Annotated in this window: 16 protein-coding genes, 1 other RNA gene and 1 pseudogene; 10 read left to right on the forward strand and 8 right to left on the reverse strand. The window is 42.7% G+C overall.

Annotation, left to right across the window (positions count from 1 at the left end; all coding sequences use genetic code 11):
• Positions 1-82: 82 nt before the first annotated feature.
• From uxuA to ACFO6W_RS19525, 3 genes are all read right to left on the reverse strand, one after another.
• Positions 83-1,258 carry a mannonate dehydratase gene (uxuA, locus tag ACFO6W_RS19515; RefSeq protein WP_379999543.1) on the reverse strand — a complete coding sequence of 392 codons (1,176 nt, stop codon included), beginning with the start codon at positions 1,256-1,258 and terminating at the stop codon, positions 83-85.
• Positions 1,259-1,347: 89 nt separating this feature from the next.
• The gene (locus tag ACFO6W_RS19520; RefSeq protein ID WP_379999545.1) at positions 1,348-2,163 is read right to left on the reverse strand and encodes an SDR family oxidoreductase; all 816 of its coding nucleotides are present in this window, start codon (positions 2,161-2,163) and stop codon (positions 1,348-1,350) included.
• Between the two features lie 2 nt (positions 2,164-2,165).
• Positions 2,166-3,245, reverse strand: a complete 1,080-nt coding sequence (locus tag ACFO6W_RS19525; protein WP_379999547.1) for a LacI family DNA-binding transcriptional regulator — start codon at positions 3,243-3,245, stop codon at positions 2,166-2,168.
• Between the two features lie 1,112 nt (positions 3,246-4,357).
• On the opposite strand from ACFO6W_RS19525, the gene ACFO6W_RS19530 reads away from it, so the two are divergent.
• The 9 genes from ACFO6W_RS19530 to queF all read left to right on the forward strand — a co-directional run bounded on the left by ACFO6W_RS19530 (position 4,358) and on the right by queF (position 9,623).
• On the forward strand, positions 4,358-4,579 hold the full coding sequence (locus ACFO6W_RS19530) for a 4Fe-4S binding protein (RefSeq protein ID WP_379999549.1): 222 nt from the start codon (positions 4,358-4,360) through the stop codon (positions 4,577-4,579).
• A 14-nt stretch (positions 4,580-4,593) separates the two neighbouring features.
• Positions 4,594-4,977 carry an Asp23/Gls24 family envelope stress response protein gene (locus ACFO6W_RS19535; RefSeq protein ID WP_379999551.1) on the forward strand — a complete coding sequence of 128 codons (384 nt, stop codon included), beginning with the start codon at positions 4,594-4,596 and terminating at the stop codon, positions 4,975-4,977.
• A 6-nt stretch (positions 4,978-4,983) separates the two neighbouring features.
• The gene (locus ACFO6W_RS19540) at positions 4,984-5,550 is read left to right on the forward strand and encodes an RNA polymerase sigma factor (RefSeq protein ID WP_379999553.1); all 567 of its coding nucleotides are present in this window, start codon (positions 4,984-4,986) and stop codon (positions 5,548-5,550) included.
• Between the two features lie 224 nt (positions 5,551-5,774).
• Positions 5,775-6,269: an RNA polymerase sigma factor gene (locus tag ACFO6W_RS19545; RefSeq protein ID WP_379999555.1), complete on the forward strand. Its 495-nt coding sequence runs from the start codon at positions 5,775-5,777 to the stop codon at positions 6,267-6,269.
• A gap of 8 nt (positions 6,270-6,277) precedes the next feature.
• Complete coding sequence (locus ACFO6W_RS19550) at positions 6,278-6,706, forward strand: hypothetical protein (RefSeq protein WP_291113181.1); 429 nt, start codon at positions 6,278-6,280, stop codon at positions 6,704-6,706.
• Between the two features lie 11 nt (positions 6,707-6,717).
• The gene (locus ACFO6W_RS19555) at positions 6,718-7,200 is read left to right on the forward strand and encodes a DUF6108 family protein (RefSeq protein ID WP_379999558.1); all 483 of its coding nucleotides are present in this window, start codon (positions 6,718-6,720) and stop codon (positions 7,198-7,200) included.
• Positions 7,201-7,304: 104 nt separating this feature from the next.
• Positions 7,305-8,141 (forward strand): hypothetical protein, encoded by an 837-nt coding sequence (locus ACFO6W_RS19560; protein ID WP_379999560.1) that lies wholly within the window; start codon positions 7,305-7,307, stop codon positions 8,139-8,141.
• Between the two features lie 283 nt (positions 8,142-8,424).
• Positions 8,425-9,078 carry a 7-cyano-7-deazaguanine synthase QueC gene (gene queC / locus ACFO6W_RS19565; protein ID WP_379999562.1) on the forward strand — a complete coding sequence of 218 codons (654 nt, stop codon included), beginning with the start codon at positions 8,425-8,427 and terminating at the stop codon, positions 9,076-9,078.
• Between the two features lie 77 nt (positions 9,079-9,155).
• Positions 9,156-9,623, forward strand: coding sequence for a preQ(1) synthase (gene queF / locus ACFO6W_RS19570; RefSeq protein ID WP_379999564.1), 468 nt, complete (start codon positions 9,156-9,158; stop codon positions 9,621-9,623).
• Positions 9,624-9,709: 86 nt separating this feature from the next.
• On the opposite strand, the gene ACFO6W_RS19575 is transcribed toward queF, so the two are convergent.
• The 3 genes and pseudogenes from ACFO6W_RS19575 to ACFO6W_RS19585 form a co-directional block, all read right to left on the reverse strand.
• A complete protein-coding gene (locus ACFO6W_RS19575) occupies positions 9,710-11,083 on the reverse strand; it encodes an MATE family efflux transporter (protein WP_379999566.1) in 1,374 nt (457 codons plus the stop codon).
• Positions 11,084-11,109: 26 nt separating this feature from the next.
• Positions 11,110-12,429 carry a YihY/virulence factor BrkB family protein gene (locus ACFO6W_RS19580; protein WP_379999568.1) on the reverse strand — a complete coding sequence of 440 codons (1,320 nt, stop codon included), beginning with the start codon at positions 12,427-12,429 and terminating at the stop codon, positions 11,110-11,112.
• A 309-nt stretch (positions 12,430-12,738) separates the two neighbouring features.
• Positions 12,739-13,474: pseudogene (locus ACFO6W_RS19585) on the reverse strand (hypothetical protein).
• Between the two features lie 127 nt (positions 13,475-13,601).
• On the opposite strand from ACFO6W_RS19585, the gene ACFO6W_RS19590 reads away from it, so the two are divergent.
• Positions 13,602-14,144, forward strand: a complete 543-nt coding sequence (locus ACFO6W_RS19590) for a hypothetical protein (RefSeq protein ID WP_291113172.1) — start codon at positions 13,602-13,604, stop codon at positions 14,142-14,144.
• Positions 14,145-14,220: 76 nt separating this feature from the next.
• Here the strand turns inward: ACFO6W_RS19590 and rnpB are convergent.
• An RNA gene (rnpB, locus tag ACFO6W_RS19595) (RNase P RNA component class A) lies at positions 14,221-14,580 on the reverse strand.
• Between the two features lie 142 nt (positions 14,581-14,722).
• Positions 14,723-16,015: an alpha-l-rhamnosidase gene (locus tag ACFO6W_RS19600; protein ID WP_379999570.1), complete on the reverse strand. Its 1,293-nt coding sequence runs from the start codon at positions 16,013-16,015 to the stop codon at positions 14,723-14,725.
• Between the last annotated feature and the right edge of the window lie 20 nt (positions 16,016-16,035).

Here is a 16,035-nt window from a genome sequence, read left to right on the forward strand (position 1 = left end):
TAGCTTTTAGCTTTTAGCTCTTAGCCACCGGCTGTCAGACCTTTATCGGCTAACAGCTGGTGACTAATGGCTAACAGCTTATTTATATTATATACAATGTTTTCGCTATTCCCAGTTCAAGGCCTCTAAGTTCGGCTAGTCCCCTGAGGCGGCCGATACATGAGTATCCCGGATTTGTTTTTTTGTTCAGGTCGTCGATCATCTGATGCCCGTGATCGGGGCGGAAAGGTATGGAAATGTTACGTTTTTGCTGAACTTCCAAAAATCCTTTCATTACGTTGTACATGTCCACATCCCCTTCCAGGTGGTTCGCTTCGTAGAAGTTGCCTTCCCTGTCGCGCTGGGTGGAGCGCAGGTGAACAAAGTTTACCCTGTCGCCAAGTCGTTTTATCATGTTCGGCAGGTCGTTGTCCGCTCTTACGCCAAATGAACCGGTACAGAAGCACAGCCCGTTCGATTTGTTCGGTACGGCTTCTACCAGCTTATTGAAATCCGATTCGGTGCTAAGTATGCGCGGAAGACCGAGGATAGGGTAGGGAGGATCGTCGGGGTGAATAGCCAGTACCGCGTCCACTTCGTCGGCTACAGGCGCTATTTCACTGACAAAGTATATCAGGTTTTTCCTTAATGTTTCAGCATCTACATTCTTGTATCTGTCGAGTTGAGCCTGAAATTCCTGAAGGGTAAAGCTTTCTTCGGCACCGGGCAGTCCGGCTATCATATTACGTACCAAAAGATCTTTTTCTGCTTGAGACATGCTTTCATAGCGTGCCTTCGCTTTTGCAATATCTCCGGCTGAATATTCTTTTTCCGCACCCGGACGTTTCAATATGAACAATTCGAAAGCCATAAACGCGGCGCGCTCGAAGCGCAGGGCTTTAGACCCGTCGGGCATGGTATATGCCAGGTCGGTGCGTGTCCAGTCCAGTACGGGCATAAAGTTATATGTGATAATCTTTACACCGCATTTAGCCAGGTTGCGTATACTTTCTTTATAGTTTTCGATGTATTGCTTGTAATTCCCTTCCTGTGTCTTGATATGTTCATGTACGGGAATACTTTCTACTACCGACCATGCCAGTCCTGCCTTTTCGATAATATCTTTACGCTTTTGTATTTCTTCCACAGTCCATACTTCACCATTTTTGATGTGGTGCAGGGCCGTAACGATTCCGGTTGCTCCGGCTTGCCTTATGTCTGCTAATGATACTGGGTCGTTTGGCCCGTACCAGCGCCATGTTTGTTCGCTTAATATCATATATGAGTAATTAGTAAATTAGTAAATGTGCAGATTAGCAAATTCTTATAGATATAATTATCAGATTTCCGAATATGCTGATTTGCTGATTAAATAGAGAACGCATCAAATCCGCCGTCAATTACGAGCATCGTTCCGGTTACGAATTTAGAAGCGTCACTTATCAGGTAATGAACAGATCCCAGCAACTCGTTAGCATCTCCGAATCGTCCGAAAGGAGTGTGAGCCAGAATTGTTTTGGAACGGTCGGTGTACGAACCATCAGGATTGATGAGCAAATCGCGGTTCTGATTGGTTACGAAGAACCCCGGAACCAGGGCATTTACCCTGTAATCGCCTTCGAATTTAATACTGAGTTCGCCCGCAAGATATTTGGTAAAGCTGGCCACAGCCGCCTTAGCCGCGCCATAACCGGCAACACGGGTAAGCGGACGAAGCGCCGACTCGGATGCGAAGTTTATAATGTTCCCCTGTCCGTTATCGACCATCGATTTAGCAAATACCATAGACGGGATCACAGTTCCGAAAAGGTTAAGGTCTACAACTTTTCTGAAGTCGTCGATATTCAGGTCGAAAATGTTTTTATCGGGCGGAATGGTTGCCCCGGGCATATTTCCACCGGCTGCATTTATAAGTACATCGATACGTCCGTATGTTTTGAGTATATCGGTACTGTTCTGCTCCAATACTTCTTTTTTCAACACGTCGGTAAGCAGGAAAATGGCATCGCCCCCATCGGCTTTGATCTTAGCCACCAATTCGTCGCCTTTGTCCTGCAATCTGTCCAATATTACCACTTTACAATTCTGTGCAGCCAGATATATTGCAATATCTGTTCCCAGTACGCCACAACCTCCGGTAATGACCACTACTTTCCCCTGAATGTCAAATAAGTCTTTTTTCATATTTATAATTTATAGTTGTTATAATAATCTACGTTTTCTTTTATCAGTATATCTATGGGCATAAAGTTGGTTTTTTCCGGTTCTTGTTTAAACAGGAAGTAATTTGCCAGTGCTTTGATAGCGTCATATCCTTGCAGTTCGGGCCGTTGGGAAAGTATGAATGAAATCCCGCCGTTTTTGAGGGCCCTCACATTGCGTTCTATAGCGTCATGGCCAACAAGGCGGACCCTTTCACGTAAAGCCGGCCTGGCCTTTTCCAGCAGCGCTATAAGTTCGTAAATCCGCGAGTTTAAGACTATGCCGCCCACCAGGGTGTTGCTTTGCAATAAGATATTTTCCAGCTTTTCCAGCCCGGCAGGGTGGTTGTCCGGATCAATTTCCACATGATGTATTTTACCCTTATAGTCAGATTGGGTAAGACATTTCATAAATCCCTGTTCGCGGGTTTTCATCTGTACCGATATTTCTTTATACTTGAACCGTATATGCGCGATGAAAATATCGGCGTCGAGGCCTATCTCTTTCAGAAGTAGCTTCGCTGCTATATTGCCGCTTCCGAAAGAATCTCCGCCGAAGTATGCCAGATCTTTCTGTTTCTGGATATCCGAGTCAATATATATATATGATATACCTTTTTCATCAAGTTCTTTCGACAGGTTTACGACAAGTTCGCCGAAAAGGGTGGCCAGTAATACTCCGTCAAATTCTTTTTCTTTAAACTTTTCAGCGGCTTTCAGAAAAGAGAAACGGTCGTATTGGTTGAAATGGAAGTATTCGACACTGATATTGAATTTTCTCATTTCATCTCCGGCACGATTTATGCCGTCACAGACAAGCTCCCAATAATCCCCGTCTGAATAGGTAGGGGCGATAACGGCAAACTTGTAACTACGTTTTGATGCGAGGAAACGTGCTACGAGATTAGGTTCGTAATTAATTTCTTTCAGGATGGCTTCTACTTTCACGCGCTTTTCTTCCGATACCCGTCCGCGGTTGTGGAGTACCCTGTCTACGGTGCCGGTAGAAACTCCTGCTAGTTTGGCGATATCTACAATTCGTATATTACTATTATCCTTTTTCATATTTCAGAGAAAAACTGTTTGTGTGCGCACACACTTTTATGCAAAAGTAATTATTTTTATCAATTATGCAATGCGTGTGCGCACACATAATTTGTATTTGTGTTTATAAATTATTTATTTACAGAAATTTGGTCTGTTTAGTGAAGTGAAAATATGTTGTAGGGCATGTTTTTATTGTGAAGGATATAGATTCATATAAGGAATGAAGAATCGTGTAAAAATAAATAACGGGTAATAAAAAACTTTATCTATAGAATAAGAGCCGATAGCCTTTAGCTGTTGGCTGATAGCTCTTTGATGTATTGATTAAAGCAGTTACGAGTTTGCCTCGCCTTCGCTTCGGCGAATGTTATTTCTTCGCCCTAGGGCAGTTACGAGTTACAAGTAAACGAGATGCAAGTAAACAATATACGAGATACAAGTTGTTAACTGATGACTGTTTACTGTTCACTGAAACAAGTGTAACCTTTGTTACCTTGCCCGCTCGCGCAGACGTCCCGTCTGTGTGTTGCGTAGCAAACATTTTTGCACCGTCAACAAGACACGGACTGGAAGTCCGCGCCAGCAGGACCCTCAATCCCCCAAGGGCAGGGCTGTTAAGTTCTCGACTTTGTTCTGTTATTTTCTGCTGTCATTGGCTCCGCTTCGCTCTGCCGAACGTTGTTTCTGAGTGGAACGAAGGATCTCGACCCTGAGAAACGAGATGTTTCACTCCGTTCAACATGACACAGAGGGTATAAAAAATTAGAACTTAACAGCCCTGCCCAAAGAGGACTTACAGAGAGGGTAAAAAGTAATAAGTAAAAAAGTGTAACCTTTGTTACCTTTTAACAGTTACAAGTTACTGTGCCCTTCGGGCAGTTACGAGTTACAAGTTAGTTCACTGTTCACTGTTTACTGCTAACTGTTTACTGTTAACTGATATATCTGTTACCTTTTTGAATTTTCAATCGCCGAAGCGAAGGTGAGGTAAAACCAGCGGAGCCAATAAGTATTCGGTACTATAATGAAAAAAAGAAATAATTTAAAATATTTTTTCGCCCTGTTCGTCATAATTTATAGAGATGCATCTTACTTATAAAAATGAGTATGAAAATAAAAACAAGTATGAAATGTTTAACAGAAGAAGCCGTGAAGTCATATCTTTACAAATATTCGAACGAAAATGCACCGGCTGCGAAAAGTGTGTGGAAAAATGCCGCCGTAAAGTTATCGGCATGACATACAAAGACGGACGCAGTTATGCGACAGTGGAATATCCCGAAAGATGTGCCGGATGCGGGAAGTGTAAGTTTGTATGCCCTTCGGATGCAATAGAATTAATAACAGCATAATAACATAAAATAAGATGAATAAGAAAAAGAAGTTTTTAGGTATATTGATATTTATAGCGGTGTTTGCCGCGTCCATAGCCATAGTCATGTTACTCTGGAATGCATTGATCCCGTCCATCATAGGCTGGACCACAATAAATTACTGGCAGGCCGCAGGTTTGATGATATTGTGCCGCCTGTTGCTCGGAGGATTCGGGCGGTTTGGAAAAGGCCATTTTTTCAGAGGGCGGGGCCATCATGACCATCGTCACTTTCACGACCTGAGAGAACGTATGAAAGGTATGTCCCGGGACGAACGTCGCGACTATATCCGTGAACATATGAGAGCTGCACATTCCTTCGGTGAACGATTCAAAGAAAACAGAGAAAATCCTCAATCCCGCAATAAGCCTGAATAAGCAAATATGACAACAGATTTGCCGCAAGAGCAGGATGCTTCGGGTATTTTCAAAAAATACCGGACACAACTCAGGAATTATATCTCCAAACGGGTATTCTCTAAAGAAGACGGGGAAGATATCTTGCAGAATGTCTTCTACCAGCTTTCAAAGATAGACCTGATAGAAAAGCCTATCGAACAGGTTTCGGCATGGCTCTATTCGGTTGCCAATAACCAGATAATAGACCGTAGCCGTAAACACAGGGAAGAGGAGATGAAGACCGTTGTCTCCGACAACGGTGAGGAACTTTTCCTTGCCGAAGTTACAGGGTTATTACTCGACGAAGATTCATCTCCCGAGACGGAATATTTACGCTCTCTGGTTTGGGTAGAACTGGAGGCGGCACTGACCGAACTACCGGAAGAGCAGCGCGAAGTATTCGAACTGACAGAGTTGGAAGGCTATTCTTTCAAAGAAATATCCGAAGCGACCGGTATAGGAGTCAATACGCTTATCTCCCGTAAACGCTATGCAGTGTTGCATCTGCGCGAGCGATTAAAAGACCTGTATGACGAGCTACTTTACAGCTAACAATCGAGCTTTGTTTTTTCCATCCTTTTATCTACAGCTACCTCCATTTCATTCCTTTTATCGTTATATACATCTTTCGCCCGCTATCTGTAAAAAATAAACACACCGATACCGCAATCTACATAAGACTTTACTATTTTTATAAAAAAAGATTATATCCGATGTTACAATTTTTTGAGACTTACGTTATCTATATAAATAACGAATAGGTCTGCGACCTTAAAATGGAATTAGAGAGATTTAAATCGACAGTGATACCCTTACGTGAAAAACTGCAGATTTTTGCAAAAGGTATACTGAGGAATGATATTGACGCGGAAGATGCCGTTCAGGAAACATTCCTGAGGCTATGGAATGTGCGTAGTCAGCTCAATACACATCCCAACATCGGAGGATTTGCAATGCAGACATTGAAGAATATATGTATCGACAGACTGAGGAGCGAAAGCCACGATATCGCCATCGACAATGTGGCTGTGAGCACTACCGCTGTGACTCCCTATACATATACCGAGCAAAACGATAGTGTGACTGTCATACGAAAAATTATAGACACGTTGCCCGAAACCCAGCGAAGAATAATGCTGATGCGCGATGTGGAAGGTTATGAACTGGACGAAATAGCGGAAATTATGGGAGCCGGGGCCGCCACAGTAAGAGTCAACCTCTCCAGAGCACGGAAGACGGTCCGGGATAAATTTTTAAGTATCAATAAATGACATGCAATATGATGAATGATATTGATAAAATATTAGAAAAATACTTCGACGGAGAAACATCTCTCGGAGAAGAAAAGATACTTCGGCAATATTTCCGGCAACCGGAGATTGAAGAGCGGCACAAAATGTATGCCCCCATGTTCAATTTCTTTTCAGAGGAACGGAAAGAAGCCGGTATTGAAAGAAAGAAAAAGAAAATACCTGTATATGCATGGGTAAGCATAGCCGCAAGCATACTGATACTTCTTACTATAAAATCCGTCCATACCGGTATGGAAAACGAAGCAGCCAAATCGATGCTGTATATCGACGGTAAGAAAATAACGAATATGCAAACAATCAATTCAGAAGCGCTGATATCGATAGAGAATGTATCGGAGGTGGATGCCGATGTCATCGATTCGCAGATAGGAATACTGGATTCTTTCACAGAATAAAACAACTGATTATGAAACATGGAATATTTATATTAACCCTCATGCTGCTGACAGCCACAATCACGGCTTCGGCTCAGGACGGTCTGAAAATCAAAGACATATTCGACAAATATGGTAAACGTGAAGGTTCAGTATTGCTGCAATTGTCGTCCGATGTACTTTCACAGGGAAGCAACATCACTTCCTACAAAAGTCTTATTCTGGACGAGACCACCCAGAACAGGATGGATATAGCAGAAGCACTGAAAGACGATATCCGGGGAAAACTAACTATTTCAGAAGTGAAGAAAGACGGCGTAATAGAATCCGGTTCTTATTATCTGGGAAAGGATAAAACGAATAATAATGGATTTATCCTGTATAAGAATAAAGGCAGGAAGATCACCCTTGTTTATCTGAAAGGTAATTTCCCGTCAGGGCATCTGGATACCGAACTTAAAAAGCTGAAAGACCTCTTTATTTATGTCAATAACAAACGTATCAAATTACAATAAAACCCAATAAGGTCGCAGACCTTTTTATCACTTTGGTAAGTATAAGAACCAAAACCAATTATGCATTAAAAATATATCATTAAATACATTCAATTACTCATATTATGAAACAACTTATAATTATACTTGCATTTTCCTTATTTACAATATCTGTATTTGCCGACGATATAAATCAACCGCAAGATACAATCATCAGAACGGTGGTAACCGAAACCGTTACAGATACCGTTACCGGACTGGTGACCACAACCCGTACCGAAACGGAAAAGATAATACCGACAGTCGTTGAACCCGAAAGCTCTGTGATGTACGACGGGTCGTCTTACAATTTTATCTTTTCGTGGAAAAAGAAAAAACGGCTTAGTCCGCACTGGACCGGTATAGGGATGGGTTTTATGAATTATGACGATATCCCCAACGGCAGGCTGAAAATGAGTACATCGCATAACTTTACCGTAAATTTAGTTGATTTCCATAAACAGATAAAAAACTCCAATTGGCTTCTGGTAAGCGGTATCGGGAGCGAATGGTCACGCTATCATTTCGATGATAATTCCGCACTCACAAAAAGGGACAGAATCACTGTTTTTGAGCCTGCACCGGAAGGTGTTAATTATAAAGCCACTCAATTGATCGCTTATTATGTTACCATCCCCCTTTTACTCGAATACCAGACTTCTAATTTTCATATATCGGGGGGTGTAGTGGGCTTCCTTAAATACTACTCCAAATCGCAGGTGAAATTCAAAGATGATAAAGGTACACATAAAGTAAGTATGGGACAGGACCTGAATATCCGCCCTATAGATATGAGGTTCAGGCTTCAGGTGGGAATAAACGATGTAGGCGTTTATGCTTATTATGCCCCGTTCTCTATGTTCAGCAAAGATAAAGGCCCCGATTTAAAGACGTATACCATCGGAGTTATGATCGGGATCTGAACAATTAGCCTTGCATAGCATCTATTATATTATAAGAGTTACATTTACCGACTGTAACTCTTTTTTCATAATCATCCGTTTGTTTCAGATCGCCATCGTTTTGTTCTTATACCGTGTACTAATAAGATTCAATACCCGCCGGGAAGTAAACGTTTGCAACAAACGGATCGTTCTTTCTTTATTATCTTGAATTAATTCTTATTAAAAATTACTACTTTTGCAATCGAAAGGCTTTCGCCTGTCCGTGTAGCTTAGGAATAACCACGTAAAAAACAAAGAATTAATGAACAAAAAAGAACCAGCATTGGTCTTGTTCTCAGGTGGACAGGACTCTACAACATGCCTTTACTGGGCTATTGAAAACTTTTCTTCCGTTCGCACTCTATGCTTCACTTACGGTCAACGCCACTCTAAAGAGGTAGAGGTGGCGCAGGCAATTGCCGGACATGCAGGTGTACCCTTCCAGTTGTTGGATGCCTCCATTATCAGCCGGTTGTCTGTAAACTCTTTGACAAGCGATATTGTAATGGATCAGGAAAAGCCGGCCGACTCGTACCCGAATACATTTGTTCCCGGACGGAATCTGTTGTTTCTGACTTTCGCGGCTGTCATAGCCCGCTCGCATGGTATCCGTCACATTGTGACAGGTGTATCCGAAGCCGATTACAGCGGTTATCCCGATTGCAGGGATACGTTTATACTATCGGCGAATGCCTCGATCAATCTGGCGATGGACGAGCATTTCCAGATTCATACACCGTTGATGTGGCGCGATAAGACCGCCGTATGGCAGTTAGCTGACCAACTGGGTGTTTTCGACATCGTGCGCACTCAGACCCTGACCTGTTACAATGGCATTATAGCTGATGGTTGCGGACATTGTCCCGCCTGTAAGCTGCGTAAACAAGGTTTGGAAAATTATTTAAAAAATATTTAGTTACAAGTTACCAGTCAATTGAAAATTGAAAAGTAAAAATTCCTAACTTGTAACTCGTAACCCGTAACTAATAAACAATGGAAATAGAAGGATTGAGCCATCTTGGCGCTAAAACAGAATACAAAGATGATTATGCTCCCGAAGTACTGGAAGCATTCGAAAACAAACACCAGGATAATGATTACTGGGTAACATTCAATTGTCCCGAATTTACAAGTTTATGCCCGATTACCGGACAACCCGATTTCGCAACTATCCACATCAATTATATTCCTGATGTAAAAATGGTGGAAAGCAAAAGCCTGAAGCTATATATGTTTAGCTTTCGCAATCACGGAGCTTTTCACGAGGATTGCGTAAACATCATAATGAAAGACCTTGTAAATCTGATGAACCCGAAATATATTGAAGTAGTAGGTATATTTACCCCGCGCGGAGGAATCAGCATCTATCCTTTTTGTAATTACGGACGCCCTGATACAGAATATGAAATAATTGCCAAAGAACGCCTGTTGAAACATAACCCTCAACAAATATATAGATAATCTTATCCGGGAAAAATGCAGATTTCAAGTTTCAATATCTCAAAAATTAAGTGCGAAGTTTTCAATCTTGAAATCCTGAAATTCCCTTATCCTATCTTCGGTTTCTTTTTCTTTATCTTACGGTACACAACAGCAAACCACGTAGGTAATATAATTCCTTTACAAATGGTGGAAATGGCAATTGCCCACCAGACACCTGTTATACCCATTTGTGCCGCCAGATAGTAAGCGAGCGGGATGCGCAGCGCATTGAATACTATACTGATAATGGCGGGTTCTATGGTGCGTCCGATTCCGTTGAACATGCCCTGCGTGGTAAGTTCGAACATCATAAATATCTGAACCAGTCCCATAACGAACAGGTATTGAGCCCCCGCCTGCATCGCATTCTCTTCGGGTACGATGATACCGAATATCTGCGCCCCGAACAGGATAAAGCAGATACTGACAACAATACCCAGCGTAAGCATTACCCGTATCGTATAGTAATAGGCTTTCTTTCCTCTTTCCAGCTTATTGGCAGCATAGTTCTGAGCTACAAATGCGCTGAGGGCGGTAGAAAATCCCTGCGATGTGTTCCATGTCACGGCTTCTATCTGCCCACCTGTGGTCTGCGTCATCAGTCCCAGATGCCCGCCATGAATGGATGCTACCCTCGCCAGATTCATATTGATGATAGCATAAAGCGAATTCATTACGGATACGGGAGTCCCGAGGAAGAATATACGTTTCAGATAGATCGCTTTAGGCTTGATAAAGAATGGGAAGTTACCCAGTATGCGGCTTCCGAATTTTATCTGGTAGAAGAACAGTGAGAATACGAACAACTGCGCGGCAACCGTTCCTATAGCAGCCCCATGCAATCCCAATCCCATCACAAACATCAGTATAGGGTCGAGGATCATATTCAGTACAAGCCCCGCGGCATTATTGCGGAAAGGTACGATACTGCGTCCGGCTCCGTTGTATATACCCGTAAAGTTGTAGGACAGGAACTGAAACGGCAGGCTGACAGTGAGTATGCGGAGATAAAGTACGGCATCTTCCGTAATGTCGGCTTCCAGCTTGAAGAACGATAGTATCTGATTGGCAAATATAAAGAGAATGGCAATCCATATCACACCCAGCATTATCGAGGTAGTGGTGGAATGGGAAGCATAGATTGCGGCACGTTTCATTTTCTTCGCACCTATGGATTGGCCGACAGCCACTTCCGAACCTATCATGGCCAGATAAGCGACCGATGCAGTCAGCCACAGGAGCATGCCGATGGCACCTATCGCTGCTTCCGACTTAGTCGCGATTTCGGGATGCGATACAGTCCCCAGCCGTCCCACCCACGACATAGCCATGAGTGTATACGCCATTTGCAGGAAGCTTGTGCCCATCAATGGAAGCGCAAGACGTATCAGGGTAGAAAATATTTTCCCTTCCGTTAGATTATGTATGCCTGATTTCATTTAGTTGCGGTGTTCTGATACATTATTTACAAATCTTTCAACAATTTATCACTGCAACTATTGCTTTCTGCTTCCCGCATCGAGAGGATAGTCTCCCATTCGCTGCGGAATAATATGTCGGTGTCGATAACGAAGTCTTCCGAGCCATGCAGATCTATTTTTTCGAAGAGGTAACACACTGTTATATGATTGATATCCATAGCCGGAATATAAGCGGGGACAAGAGTGTCTGCCGACGGGGTTTCTACAATAAGGCCTATTTCCTGCAGATAGAAGAGGCTATCGTTGGTCAGCTTGGTCGGTATTTTGTAATATTCCGACAATTCGTCCGCGGTGTAAGGCGTATGGCCTTTTTCGAAACGTTTAACGATGAGTGTCATTATCAGTAGCAGGACAAAATCTTTATATCTGCGGCTTATGCTGGATGTTTCGTGTTCGAAACTGAATTTATTCACGTTCTGATAGGCAAAGGATAGCTGTACCCCGAACAAGACGAAGAACCATGTAAGCTGCAACCACAGCAATAATAACGGCAAGGCCGCAAAACTACCGTAAATGGCATTATACTTCGATATCCATATCTGCCCGTTGATATACAACATCTGAAATACCTGAAAGGCAATACCAGTGAAAATCCCCCCGAACAGAGCGCTGGTAAACTTCACTTTCGTATTCGGTATATAGATATATAATATTGTAAATAACAGGATTGTAATCAGGAATGGGATCACCTTCATCATCGGGCTTATTACCAGTCCCAGCAGATATTGCTGTTCGGCCGTGGAATTCAGTAAAATCGTAATACCGGCATTACAGATCAGGAATACAGGTGTGATGATTATCAGGGCAAGGTAGTCGGTAAACATACGGAAGTATGACCGTCCTGTTTTTACCTGCCACATCTTGTTGAAGTTGTCCTCGATGTTAGACAACAAGTTGATAACCGTATATAGCAACAATATTACACCAATACCCAGAAATACACCACCCTGAGCGTATTCGATAGACTTATCGATAAAAGCGGTAGCCTTATTTAATAATTCTTCCTGCCCTGCAAAGTAACTGAACAACTGGCTCTTCACTATATTCTGAAACCCGAACCCGCGGGCTATGGCGAATAATACGGCGAGCAATGGCACTATGGACAATAGGGTGCTGTAAGTAAGAGCCGATGCGCGCGTGAAAAGCTGTGCCCCGTCGATATTACGGATAGCAAGAATAAAGGATTTGATTATATTATAAAATCCTATTTTCCGCGACGACCTGTCTTTCTTGTTGATTCGCCAGATGTCGTAGGAAAGGAAACGGATAACCCTTTTTACAAAATTCGTTATTTTTTCAATCATATAATATCCAGAATATTGACAAAGATAGTTTGTTCTTTTAATAGGGAACACATGAATGCCATATATTGTTGTGAAAAGGTAACAAAGGTAACAGAAATATCAGTTAACAGTAAACAGTTAGCAGTAAACAGTGAACTAACTTGTAACTCGTAACTGCCCGCAGGGCGAAGTAACTTGTAACTATTAAAAAAGGTGACAAAAGTAACACTATTTACAGTCATCAGTTAACAGTCATCAGTCAACAACTTGTATCTCGTATAATTTTTCGTTCTTCACTTTTCACTTATTACTTACTACTTTCCTCCTTCCTCAATCCGTTCTCGATGTATATCCCGGCGGCAGAAACGGATGGGGATTCGGCTTGGGCTTTTCTACCGGAGTGGCAGATGGTTGAGCGACAGGTAGCTGTTCCATAGCTTGCCCTTGCTCATTTTTCACTTTTCGTTCTTCACTTTTCACTTCTAGCCCTTCACTTTTCGCTTCCGGTTCTTCATTTTTCACTTTTTCCTCCTCCTTCAGTTCCTTGTCCACGGTCGCTAATATCTCCGGATTGAGCGAACCGCCCGAACGGAAGCCGTTCTCTTTTAATATCATCAACTGACGCCTGGTTTCTTCGTCCTGCACTTCTATGACCAGCGGACAGCGTTCCGATGCCAGTAACCGGTCTTTGTCTTTCTTCCGCTCCTCGCGGTCGAGCACGTACTTTATAGCGCGGATGCTCGGCGGACAGAATTTCTTTTCCACCACACGACATTTTTCATAGTCTTCCACAGGATTCTTCTTGTCGGTGACATAGGTGATCTTTTCTTTCTTCTGCACATAGCCTTCCCAGTTGCTTCAAACCTATGCGTGCTGAGGCTATCATCACCTCTTCGCGATGGTCGATGGCTTCTTCTAGCGCTTCGCTGAACTCCGGTTTTGCCTTTTTCCATTCATAGAATGTCTTGCGGCTGATTTTTAACGATTTGCATATTTCGGATATACTGCACAGATCCTGTTCTATCATCTCTACTATGTGCACGGCTAATTTGTTCGTGTATTTCATCCTGTAATTTTGTTTTTGTGATGGATTATTAAAATTTATATATTGTTATTTATTCATTGTAAATTATTAATTAACTTGCAATGGCTTTCTTATATAGATAAATTAAAACTAATATCATCACAACCCCGTGAAAGAATTTAAGTTTTGGGCAATCCCATATCCGATAAAGCAGATTCTTCTTATGGCTGCTCCCATCTGGATATTATATATTCCTGTCTTTTTCTGTCTCGGAATCGAGCATATCCATTACTTTATCTTTGGTACATGGGCATTAGCCATATGCTTTGTCCTCATCTTTGTAAGGCGCGTTAAGATATCCTTTACTCCGGCTAATGAAATAAATATTTTTTTTAACGGTAAACTTAAGTATTCGGGGAGTCCTGTCAATCTGGAATATGTGCGGGGAGCAAATATCGCAGACGGGCGGTCTAATACCGTACTATACTTTTCCTTCAGTGACAAAAAGTTTATGTTTAATATATTGGAAAATAGAAATTCATTTACTTCCGGTACTACTAAACAGGTTGAACTCTTGAGATATATGGTAACGGTATTCAACCTGAGAACAGAATATTATAAGGATAGTATGCAAGGCCGGATATTTACATATTGGAATCCTATATACAAAGAATCCCTTCGGCCGAAGGAATATAATAAAAGTGAGCGCTGATATGACAATGTAAGGGATATCGGGAATATGGCTTATCAAAAACGAAATCTATAGTCTTCCGAATTGAAAAGTAAAAAAATACAGCAGGCCTGTAAGCCGGGTTCTGTTCCTCGCGTAAGCAAGGTGTCTGCCATTTATCTACGCCGGCCGTCACCGGCAGGCTCTAGCGACCTACCCCCCGGCATCGGGCGAGCAGCCCTACATGCGCCGGTATACATGGTCTTACAACTCGCAAGTGGTACGGCCCCGATACATTGCTGCACGGGCGGTGGGCTCTTACTCCGCCTTTTCACCCTTACCCCAAAGGGGCGGTTATTCTCTGTTACCTTCAACTCTGCCCTCACAAGCAGCTTCCCATTAAGAAGTACGATGCTCTGTGTTGCCCGGACTTTCCTCTTTCCGCCTTACGGCAGCCAGCGGCAAACCGGCCTACTGTATTAGGGTACAAAGATAGGCGTTTTATTTGTGATGTCGCATATTCATATAAAAATTGCTGATAGGAGGATGAGACATCTTCAAAAGCGAGGACAAGCCCGGAAAGGTTCAAAATCTGATTGGTATTGTTTATTTATACCGGTTTATTCGACCTCCAGTACATTTACCATCTGAGGTTCTACATCAGCTTTACCTTCTCCGTCTACCTGCTCTACCTTCTGAATGAATACATGCAAGAGGCCTTTGTCGCGCCACAATTCGGTGTCGAAGGACGGCTCCCATGAGCCGAGGGAAAAATCGGTCAGATCTTCGATTTCCCATTTATTTTTCTTTACATCTTTACAGATGGCAACCGAAGCCTTTTCTCCTCTCTCCTCATCCCGGAACAGGAGGCATAATTCGGTCGATTTGCCTTTTATCTTAGCAACTACCTGCGGACGGGATACGGGGATACGTTTTGTCCCCGTTCCTTTCAGGGAGAAGGGTGTTTTGCGGAAACCCAGATTCAGGTCATTCCATTTCTTACCCGTATAGTAAACGATATGGTATTGTGGAATATCCGTATCCTGTTCCCTCCAGTAAGTCGCTATATAGGGATTACCTTCAGCATCGGTAACCATTGACGTCTGATTGATCAGCTCGCTATTTTGGGGAATGGAACAAGCTATTTCCGATTTTGCCGCGGTAATGGGCAAACTATACTTTTCACCTTTCGAGTTTTCCCACGACATACCGCCATCGGAAGACCTCGCATAACACAAATCGTGATTGGTAGCTACATCCGCAGTTTCACGCCATACCCACGACAGATGGATCGTTCCTCTGTCATCGATGCAGGATTGCCAATAGGCATTGCGCCGGTTTTCACCATCAATAAAGTTTCTCTGTATTTGAATCCATGATTTTGATTTCAGGTCATATCTGTTGATTACGAGGTTGCCCCTACCCGATTGTCCGTCCCGGTACATAAATATCAAATCTCCACCGGGCATTTTCAGGAATTCGGGATAGGTGACATTCGTTTCAAGGCTTCCGGTCATAGGCTGTTTATCTCCCAACTCGAGGGAATAAGGCGCTATCCCTTTTGCATAACGCAACGGGTGCCCGTGATGATCCCATGATACATGCAGATAGCCATCGCCGTCAGTCATAATGCTGATAGAATTATGAGCATCGGAAACGTTGCCTTTATAGCTGGTTTTATTTATAGTCCAGCTATCTTCCCCTATATTGCGTTTACCTAATGTAAGGAAGCCGTCGGGATCATAATAGGCTATAAACTGGACATTGTTATGGGTAACCAGTGAATTTTTGCGAAACACGGTCACATTCACGGAATTGTTTGACCAGCCCGGCGCTACGGGTATTAACTTCTGAGTATAAGCGGATACAGAGAGGAGTATAATGCTTAATAATATATACTTCTTTATTTTCATGTTTATAATTTTCAGTCCGG

This window comes from Dysgonomonas termitidis, from assembly GCF_042654545.1.
Lineage (GTDB): Bacteria > Bacteroidota > Bacteroidia > Bacteroidales > Dysgonomonadaceae > Dysgonomonas > Dysgonomonas termitidis.

Coding starts and splice junctions, on each gene's coding strand:
- uxuA (WP_379999543.1), bottom strand. CDS start 1,258: ATGATATTAAGCGAACAAACATGGCGCTGGTACGGGCCAAACGACCCA.
- ACFO6W_RS19520 (WP_379999545.1), bottom strand. CDS start 2,163: ATGAAAAAAGACTTATTTGACATTCAGGGGAAAGTAGTGGTCATTACC.
- ACFO6W_RS19525 (WP_379999547.1), bottom strand. CDS start 3,245: ATGAAAAAGGATAATAGTAATATACGAATTGTAGATATCGCCAAACTA.
- ACFO6W_RS19530 (WP_379999549.1), top strand. CDS start 4,358: ATGTTTAACAGAAGAAGCCGTGAAGTCATATCTTTACAAATATTCGAA.
- ACFO6W_RS19535 (WP_379999551.1), top strand. CDS start 4,594: ATGAATAAGAAAAAGAAGTTTTTAGGTATATTGATATTTATAGCGGTG.
- ACFO6W_RS19540 (WP_379999553.1), top strand. CDS start 4,984: ATGACAACAGATTTGCCGCAAGAGCAGGATGCTTCGGGTATTTTCAAA.
- ACFO6W_RS19545 (WP_379999555.1), top strand. CDS start 5,775: ATGGAATTAGAGAGATTTAAATCGACAGTGATACCCTTACGTGAAAAA.
- ACFO6W_RS19550 (WP_291113181.1), top strand. CDS start 6,278: ATGATGAATGATATTGATAAAATATTAGAAAAATACTTCGACGGAGAA.
- ACFO6W_RS19555 (WP_379999558.1), top strand. CDS start 6,718: ATGAAACATGGAATATTTATATTAACCCTCATGCTGCTGACAGCCACA.
- ACFO6W_RS19560 (WP_379999560.1), top strand. CDS start 7,305: ATGAAACAACTTATAATTATACTTGCATTTTCCTTATTTACAATATCT.
- queC (WP_379999562.1), top strand. CDS start 8,425: ATGAACAAAAAAGAACCAGCATTGGTCTTGTTCTCAGGTGGACAGGAC.
- queF (WP_379999564.1), top strand. CDS start 9,156: ATGGAAATAGAAGGATTGAGCCATCTTGGCGCTAAAACAGAATACAAA.
- ACFO6W_RS19575 (WP_379999566.1), bottom strand. CDS start 11,083: ATGAAATCAGGCATACATAATCTAACGGAAGGGAAAATATTTTCTACC.
- ACFO6W_RS19580 (WP_379999568.1), bottom strand. CDS start 12,429: ATGATTGAAAAAATAACGAATTTTGTAAAAAGGGTTATCCGTTTCCTT.
- ACFO6W_RS19600 (WP_379999570.1), bottom strand. CDS start 16,015: ATGAAAATAAAGAAGTATATATTATTAAGCATTATACTCCTCTCTGTA.